Genomic DNA, 7,946 nt, shown 5'->3' on the forward strand with positions numbered 1-7,946 from the left:
TATATCGATTTCTCGACAAAAACCACTATATTTCGACATATATTATCGCGTGAAAATAGAAGGGACCGACACAAAATCACGGTTAGTGAATTTTGGATCGGTCCCTTTTTAGCGTTTATCTAATTTTGAGAAGGAGGGTATACTTTCCATCTCGACATATTAGGTTCTTGTTTTTGTACAAGCTCTTCAGGAAAGATGAATGTCCAAGGTTTACTTGTATTTGCTTTCACCTCAAAATCGCTCAACTGGAATGCACCCTGGCAAATCACGTCTGCGTCGTCATCCTCAACAATCAATGGTATTTGCTCCAATTGGATGTTGTTATTACTACCGTTCCTGATCAGCACAGTTACTGCAAAAGCTCCATCCTGAACAAAGTTCGCTTCAATTCCCATGAAGTTAACTTCTCCGGTAGAAAGCGGAGGGAGGTTTTTAACAACTTGTTCAAGATGCTCATGCTGGGCAGGAGACATCTTGTTCTCCCATGTTGAGTCCAAATCCAAATGATGAGCTGTATCCTCTGTTGAACGTAACTCAAAAGCAATATTCCAATCATCGTTTACAGGTATCGTTTCAGTCAACTTGTCTTCCTTTGCAAACAAAAACCTCCATGGTCTGCAAGAAAGGGGAGGAAGTTCTCCAATGTCATCAAAATCAAATTGACTCTTGGCAAAAGGATTACCTTCACCATCTAAAAGCAGAAGGTTGACTGATTCGAATCTAATAGGTTTAGTAAGGGTATTTCGAAGAAAGGCAATGGCAACGAAGCCTTCTTCATAATCTATTAAATTAATGCCGCTAATCGATACCTGATTCGGTTTTAATTTAGGCAGCTGTTGATGGTGATACAGGTATACAAACCGTTCTTGCGGCTCTATTTCCCAGTCGGGGTGAAAGGAAAGGACGGTGTCTACCTCTTCCTGATCATGTTCTTGCATTGTTGATTCCTCTACGGTAACCGCGTTGGGTTCTTGCTGGGTTTTCTTCTTTTTGCTAAATAAGGCCATGGTTGGAGATTTCCTCCTCAATAGTGGTATCTAATTCAGGTGGATTAATAAAGTTCTCGACAAACAAGATACTGATTCTGGATTGAATATCGTAGAGCAGCTGATTAAATCCTTCCAATGCTTCAAATTCAAAAATTCGATAAGGATCTTCTTGGGAATAGCCGCGTAATCCGCTTCCTTCTTTTAATTCAGTCATAGCATCAAGATGCTCAATCCAATTCCTGTCTATTTGTTGTAGCATTAAATCCTTCAGCTCACTTGCCATGTTTTCGTCTTCCTGCAATTCAAGAATTCTCTTCTTCAGTTCCTCGAATTCAGTATTTACTCTAGCAGAAAGCTCTTCACGTTCTAAATCTAGAATATCTTTATCATCCCAATCATTCAGTGAGGAGAAAAGAAGTGATAATTGTTTAATCATCCCTTTAATATCCCTGTTTTCTTTATTATCAGGTAAATATATGTCTATCGTCCGGTTAACATAATTGTCCATATAAACAAGTAGTTCGGCAAATAGATCGGTACCCTCTAACTCAAGCAGGCGATCTCGCATCGGGTAAATGATCTTGTTTTGCTGGTCAATGGAGTTATCAAGCTTTAATAAATGATTACGCGCCGAGAAATGATTGCTCTCAATGGTTTCCTGAACCTTTGCAACAAACTTTAAAGGATTAGGGGAAATGATCATTTCGACTTCATTTTTCTTAACCTTCTTCTTAAAACGCTCGAAATCTTCCTCGTCATAGTAAGTAAATAAATCATCATCAAGAGAAATAATAAATTGTGAGGATCCGGGGTCGCCCTGTCGGCCTGCACGCCCTCTGAGCTGCATGTCAATCCGGCCGCTTTCATGTCTTTCGGTACCGATAATATGAAGGCCGCCTATTTCACGGACTCCCTCTCCAAGAAGGATATCAGTTCCCCGTCCTGCCATGTTTGTTGCGAGCATAACCTGGCCTTTTTGCCCTGCCATGGAAATGATCCGTGCCTCATCTTCACTTGTTTTTGCATTTAAGATCTGATGCTTGATGTGTGATTTTGTAAGATACCCTGATAATTTCTCGGATTGTTCTATAGAAGTTGTTCCTAATAAAATGGGCCTTCCAATTTCATGAAGCCTTTTTACCTCTGACACAATATACCGCACCTTGGATTCGTAATCATAGAAAACAAGGTCTTCCAAATCAATTCTTTGGACTGGGCGATTGGTCGGTACTGTAATAACTGGCAGGCGATAGGTATCGTAGAATTCTTGTTTAGATGGTGTAGCACTTCCGGTCATACCGGAAAGAGTTTTATACATCCGGAAGTAGTTTTGAATCGTAATCGTTGCTTGGGTTTCATTTTCTTCAGTAATGACCAAGCCTTCTTTTGCTTCTATCGCCTGATGAAGGCCATCGCTGAAAGTTCTTCCTTCCATGACACGGCCGGTAAACTTATCGATGATCAGTACTTTGCCTTCTTTAACAATATAGTCTACATCTCTTATCATGACGGTTTGTGCTCTTAGAGCTTGCATGACATTTTGGAGCAGGACTTGGTATTCTTCATTATATAAATTATCAATCCCAAAAGCGGCTTCAATCTTAGAAGCTCCTTGATCTGTTAAGTTTACCTGCTTTGATTCCTGGAACAATTCATAATCTTCATCAGCTTTGAAGGACTTAACCAAATATGCTGTGATTTCTGATAACTCAGCACCTTTAGAGGATTTGTCCGCAATTATAAGCGGGGTCCTTGCTTCATCGATCAATGTGCTATCGACCTCATCCACAATCGAATAATAATGGCCACGCTGAACTTTATCCTGTTTGGCTCTAACCATATTATCGCGCAAGTAATCAAAACCAAATTCAGTTCCTGTTCCGTACGTTATGTCGGCTGCATAAGCTATTTTTTTCTCGTCGGGTTTAATTTCCGAAATATTCAAGCCGACGGTTAACCCAAGGAATTCATGGATTTTGCCCATTTGTTCTTTATCACGTGCAGCTAAATATTCGTTAGCTGTAATTATGTGGACGCCTTTTCCTTCAAGGGCATGAAGGTAGCTGGGAAGCGTGGCGACCAGCGTTTTGCCTTCCCCGGTTTGCATTTGGGCAATCGAGCCTTCATGGAGTACAAAACCGCCGATTAACTGGACATCATAATGTCTGAGTCCTAATACGCGTTTCGCGGCTTCTCTGACTACTGCAAAGGCCTCAATTGTAATATCCGAAACAGTTTCCCCGTTCTGTAATCGCTCTTTAAAAGAAAAAGTCATCTGCCTTAAATCTTCATCAGATAGTTTTTCAAATTCCGCTTCCAATTTATTCACTTTATTTGCCATTTTAGTAAATCGCTTTAAATCTTTGGCACTATCGTCAAAGACTTTTCTTACTTTGGATATCATTAAACTCTCTCCTATTTTCATAGATAAAGTATTCATAAAACTAGATAAATTATATCATAACTACTATTTATTTGTTCGAGTAACAATTTTTACCTTATTTTACAAATTAATTCGTTATAACCTATTGTGCTACACATTTTTGCTTATCATACGATGACTTTTCGACACTGTTTTTCAAAATCCGCCATTTACCGCTATGTAATATTTTGATAGATTAGTAATGTATATCAAGAAAGTAAAAAATAGAGAAGGTTGGGATTATGAGTAAAAAACATCTATCTGTTGTAGTATTGGCAATCGGTTTATTGACTTTAAGCGTATTAGCATTACCGGCTTCGTCATCATCAGCATCAACCATTTCAGTCAAACTTCAAAATTACATAGGCAATAAACAAAGTATTGATATTACAACAAAAGGTTCCTATCAATTTGTAACTGACAACAGTAGCATCCGTTATTCAGGCGCAAACCGATTTGAAGTGGCCGACCAGGTCGCCGCTGCGGGCTGGCAGGAAGCAAGTACCGTGGTTATTGTAAATTCTAATGCTTTTGCTGATGCTTTATCAGCAGCTCCTCTAGCTTATCAAAAAAACGCTCCTATTCTTTTGACCGGATCAAACGAATTACCAGCTGTTATAGAGGACCGAATTAAATCTCTCAGTCCTTCGACGATTATTATTGTTGGCGGAGTTGGCAGTGTTTCAGAAAACGTCGAGTCCAAATTAAAGACATTGGCATCCGATGTAACTCGGATTGGCGGAAAAAACCGTTTTGAGGTGTCCCAATTAGTGGCTGCTAATTTTCCTGCCGCCAAGAAAGCTGTTGTAACGAACGGGAATATTTTTTCGGATGCACTGGCTATCGCTCCATACGCAGCGAAAAATGGTATTCCAATTCTATTAACAAATCCGTCTTCAATCCCTGACAGTATACAGCAAGCACTTCAAGGGAAAACATCAACCTTGATTATAGGCGGAGAAGGCAGTGTAAGTAAGAAAGTTGAAGATCAACTAGTTGCCCCGACCAGAATTGGCGGTAAAAATCGTTATGAAGTTTCTGCAAATATTGTATCTCAATTAGGGTTAAACGCTGAAGTGGCATTTATCTCCAATGGAGGAACCTTTGCTGACGCATTAACAGGTTCGGTACTGGCAGCCAAAAAAGACGCCCCGTTGTTATTGACAACGCCTGGTTCATTGCCTAGTCCAATTGCTAAAGTAATTGATGATAAGAAAACTTCTGATTTTCATATTTTAGGAGGCACTGCTTCTGTTACTGACGGTCTGGTACGCAGTTTGCCGAATCAATATGTACTGACCCAAAATACCCCTTATTCTCTTAAAGCTGAGAACGGAAACCTCGTTTTGTATAAGGGAAATGAAGTTATTAAAGTTTCTGCGAATAACTTCAGTCTTGTTCCAGCCCGTTATTCAACAGATAACCAAATCTTGTTAAATGATAAGGCTTATCTTGGGAATATGAACTTTTCGATTGAAAGTGGGAAATATATCAGACCCGTTAACGCGAGTATCCCTTACGAAGATTATTTAAAGGGAGTAGTCCCGAGGGAAATGCCAGCTAGCTGGGCGCCGGAGGCATTAAAGGCACAAGCTGTTGCAGCAAGAACTTATTCTATCGATGATGTAGGAAAGACCGTTCTCGACACGATTAATTACCAGGTGTACGGCGGATATCTATGGGACGCTCGCACTACTGATGCAGTCAATGCAACAAAGGGGAAAGTCCTGAAATATAAAGACGCAAATGGCTCATTAAAGCTGGTTAGTACGTTCTTTTCTTCAAGCAATGGCGGATATACGTCAACGAATAAGGAAGAGTGGGGAACAACAAAGCTTTCATATTTTGCAGCTAGGGCTGACTCATTTGACCCAAGTACTCCATGGAGTTTGAAGGTGGATAAAGTTCAGATTGATCCGGTTCAAATCGTTAAAAACCAAAATCGCGATACTTCCAAGGCCTTATACAATCCTGGCTGGTGGTGGAGTGCGACTGAAAAAGATGCTTTCTTAGCAAATTCAGTTAAAAGCTGGCTGTCAACCAATGGGTATAGCAATAAAGAAATCAAGGTCATTGGTGTAAATGATTTCATCGTCGGTCCGGAAAGAAATGCGGCCACGCGTGCAACGAATACCACATTAAAAGTCAATTTTTATATGAAAGATAAAACGACCAACCAATTTAGCTGTGAAAATGGAGTTTGTGATGGGACGGCACCGCTTAAAAAATATAGCGTGGATATTAAGCAGACTGGAGTGAAAGCGAGATCCATGTTTGGCACAACACGCTTCAAAAGCTCGTTACTTACTTCTGTATCTAGAGCTGCGGATTCGTTTACCATTCAAGGCAAGGGGTATGGCCACGGGATCGGGATGAGCCAGAATGGGGCGTATAATCGCGCAAAAGCTGGACATAAATACCCGGAAATTCTTGAATTCTATTATCCTACTTCCATTTTAAGTACAGAATCTTAAATAATACGTTATGCAAAAAGGGATTAGCTACATTCAAATTTCTAATCCCCTTTCTTTTTTCTTGCATTAAGGAAGAAAACATACAGCTATGAAACATAATAAAGGAGCGAGAAGATGAAAAAAATAATAAGCATTATCCTCTTGTTACCCCTGCTTTTGATGTTACATGTTCAACAATCGTCCGCGGCAGAAAAGGTAGAGAGAATGGATGGTGCCGATCGTTTTGAGGTTGCAGTCAATATTTCAAAAGAGGGATGGCCGAATGCCCCGATTAACACGGTAGTTTTGGCAAATTACAATGCCTATGCTGATGCATTGTCGGCAGCTCCTTTAGCCTATAGTAAAAATGCCCCGATTTTATTAACGCAGCCGAGCCAGTTAACGGTAGCAACAAAACAAGAAATTTCTCGTTTATCACCCAAAGAAGTCATTATTATTGGAGGAGAGGGAAGTGTTTCCAATAATGTAGCAGCAGAGTTAACTAGTTTAGGTGTTTCTAATGTGCAGCGAATATCAGGACTGAACCGGTTCGAAGTGTCTGCTGCAATTGCTTCTCAATTGCCTGCATCTGCACAAGTGGTCATCGCGGATGGCACTAACTTTCCCGATGCCCTTGCGATCGCACCTTATGCAGCAAAAAATGGTTTTCCAATTCTTTTGACAAGGCCTAGCAGTTTGCCTGCTGAAATTAAGACGGTACTTTCAGCAAGGAGCCCACAGAAATCCATTGTGGTAGGGGGCACCGCCAGCGTTAGCGCCCAAGTGGCAAGCCAGCTTCCTGATCATTCAAGAATAGGCGGCAGTAATCGATATGAAGTCGCGGCTAATATTGTCAGAACCTATCATCCAAATGTAAGCAAAGCGTTTCTGGCAACCGGTTTATCATTTGCCGATGCTTTAACAGGCTCTGTCCTAGCGGCTAAACAAAATGCCCCGCTTCTTTTAACTCATAGCAGTTATCTACCGGAGCAGACCCAAGAGATTATTAAAGAAAAAGCGATTACGGATTTCATTGTTTTGGGAGGAACGGCTTCTGTTTCGCAAAAAGCTGTGGACCAGACACAAGTTGGACTTGTCGGCCTGAAAATCGTCGTTGACGCCGGCCATGGCGGTACAGATCCTGGAGCAACAGGAAACGGATTGGTTGAAAAAAATGTTACACTCGATGTTGCAAAAAGATTGCAATCAAAGCTTGCTGCCCAAGGAGCTAGTGTTACGATGACAAGATCGGGTGACACCTATCCTTCGTTGGATGAAAGAGCGGATCTTGCTAACAGGATTGGTGCCGATGTTTTTGTAAGCATTCATATTAATGCTTTTAGCGACCCTTCTGTCAATGGAACAGAAACCTTTTGGAATAGCCAATACGCTTCCGCTGACAGCAAAGAATTGGCAACTTTAATTCAAAAGGAAATGGTCGCTGAGCTGGGGACAAACAACAGAGGAGTCAAACAGGCAAACTTTGTTGTGATTAAGAATACAAAAATGGCAAGTGCGCTTGCGGAGTTAGCTTTTGTTTCAAACTCAAAAGATGCTGCACTCCTAGAATCATCAACATATCGAGATAAAGCAGCCCAGGGCATTTATCAGGGGATATCAACCTACTGGAGCAACAAATAAGTTGAGCCAAAGTTGAAACTACTTTTCTATCTTTGAATCTTAAAACTCGCCAGTCGGCGAGTTTTATTTATATGAATAGAAACTCTGAATGCCGCATACGAATTTCTATAGCGGTCATTTGAGAAAATCAGTATAAATGATTGATACAACTTCTCTATATTTTCTGGATAGTGCTCCGTTTATAATAGAATCAGAACCGTTAACAAAATTGAACTGATGGTACAAACATGAGCTAAGAGAAGACTTAATGGATTACCTTCAAGAACTCACTCAAAGGCAACGGCATCTCAGTAATAAATTATTAAAGCTTTCCATAGACTGCACCCCTTAAAGTAGATGTTGAAAAACCACCTTGTTGGACAACATGAACTTTAAGGGGTGATTTTTTATGGCAAAAAAAGGACAGAAGTTTCAAAACTATAGCTTGGATATTAAGGCTGA

The 7,946-nt window shown here is 40.5% G+C and carries 4 protein-coding genes; 2 read left to right on the forward strand and 2 right to left on the reverse strand.

Features of this window, described 5'->3' with window-relative positions; all coding sequences use genetic code 11:
• Positions 1-119 precede the first annotated feature (119 nt).
• Entirely contained in the window at positions 120-1,007 is an 888-nt protein-coding gene (locus tag LQ216_RS06950; protein WP_230128220.1) for an accessory Sec system S-layer assembly protein, read from the reverse strand.
• Positions 994-3,393, reverse strand: a complete 2,400-nt coding sequence (secA2, locus tag LQ216_RS06955) for an accessory Sec system translocase SecA2 (protein ID WP_230128223.1) — start codon at positions 3,391-3,393, stop codon at positions 994-996. The genes LQ216_RS06950 and secA2 overlap by 14 nt, the downstream gene beginning before the upstream one ends.
• A 260-nt stretch (positions 3,394-3,653) precedes the next feature.
• Between secA2 and LQ216_RS06960 the strand changes: the two genes are divergently transcribed.
• Both LQ216_RS06960 and LQ216_RS06965 read left to right on the forward strand, forming a co-directional pair.
• A complete protein-coding gene (locus LQ216_RS06960; RefSeq protein ID WP_230128226.1) occupies positions 3,654-5,885 on the forward strand; it encodes a SpoIID/LytB domain-containing protein in 2,232 nt (743 codons plus the stop codon).
• Positions 5,886-5,999: 114 nt separating this feature from the next.
• Complete coding sequence (locus LQ216_RS06965; RefSeq protein ID WP_230128229.1) at positions 6,000-7,505, forward strand: cell wall-binding repeat-containing protein; 1,506 nt, start codon at positions 6,000-6,002, stop codon at positions 7,503-7,505.
• Positions 7,506-7,946 lie beyond the last annotated feature (441 nt).

The sequence above is a fragment of the Bacillus sp. CECT 9360 genome, assembly GCF_918741275.1.
Classification (GTDB): Bacteria; Bacillota; Bacilli; order Bacillales; family DSM-1321; genus Peribacillus.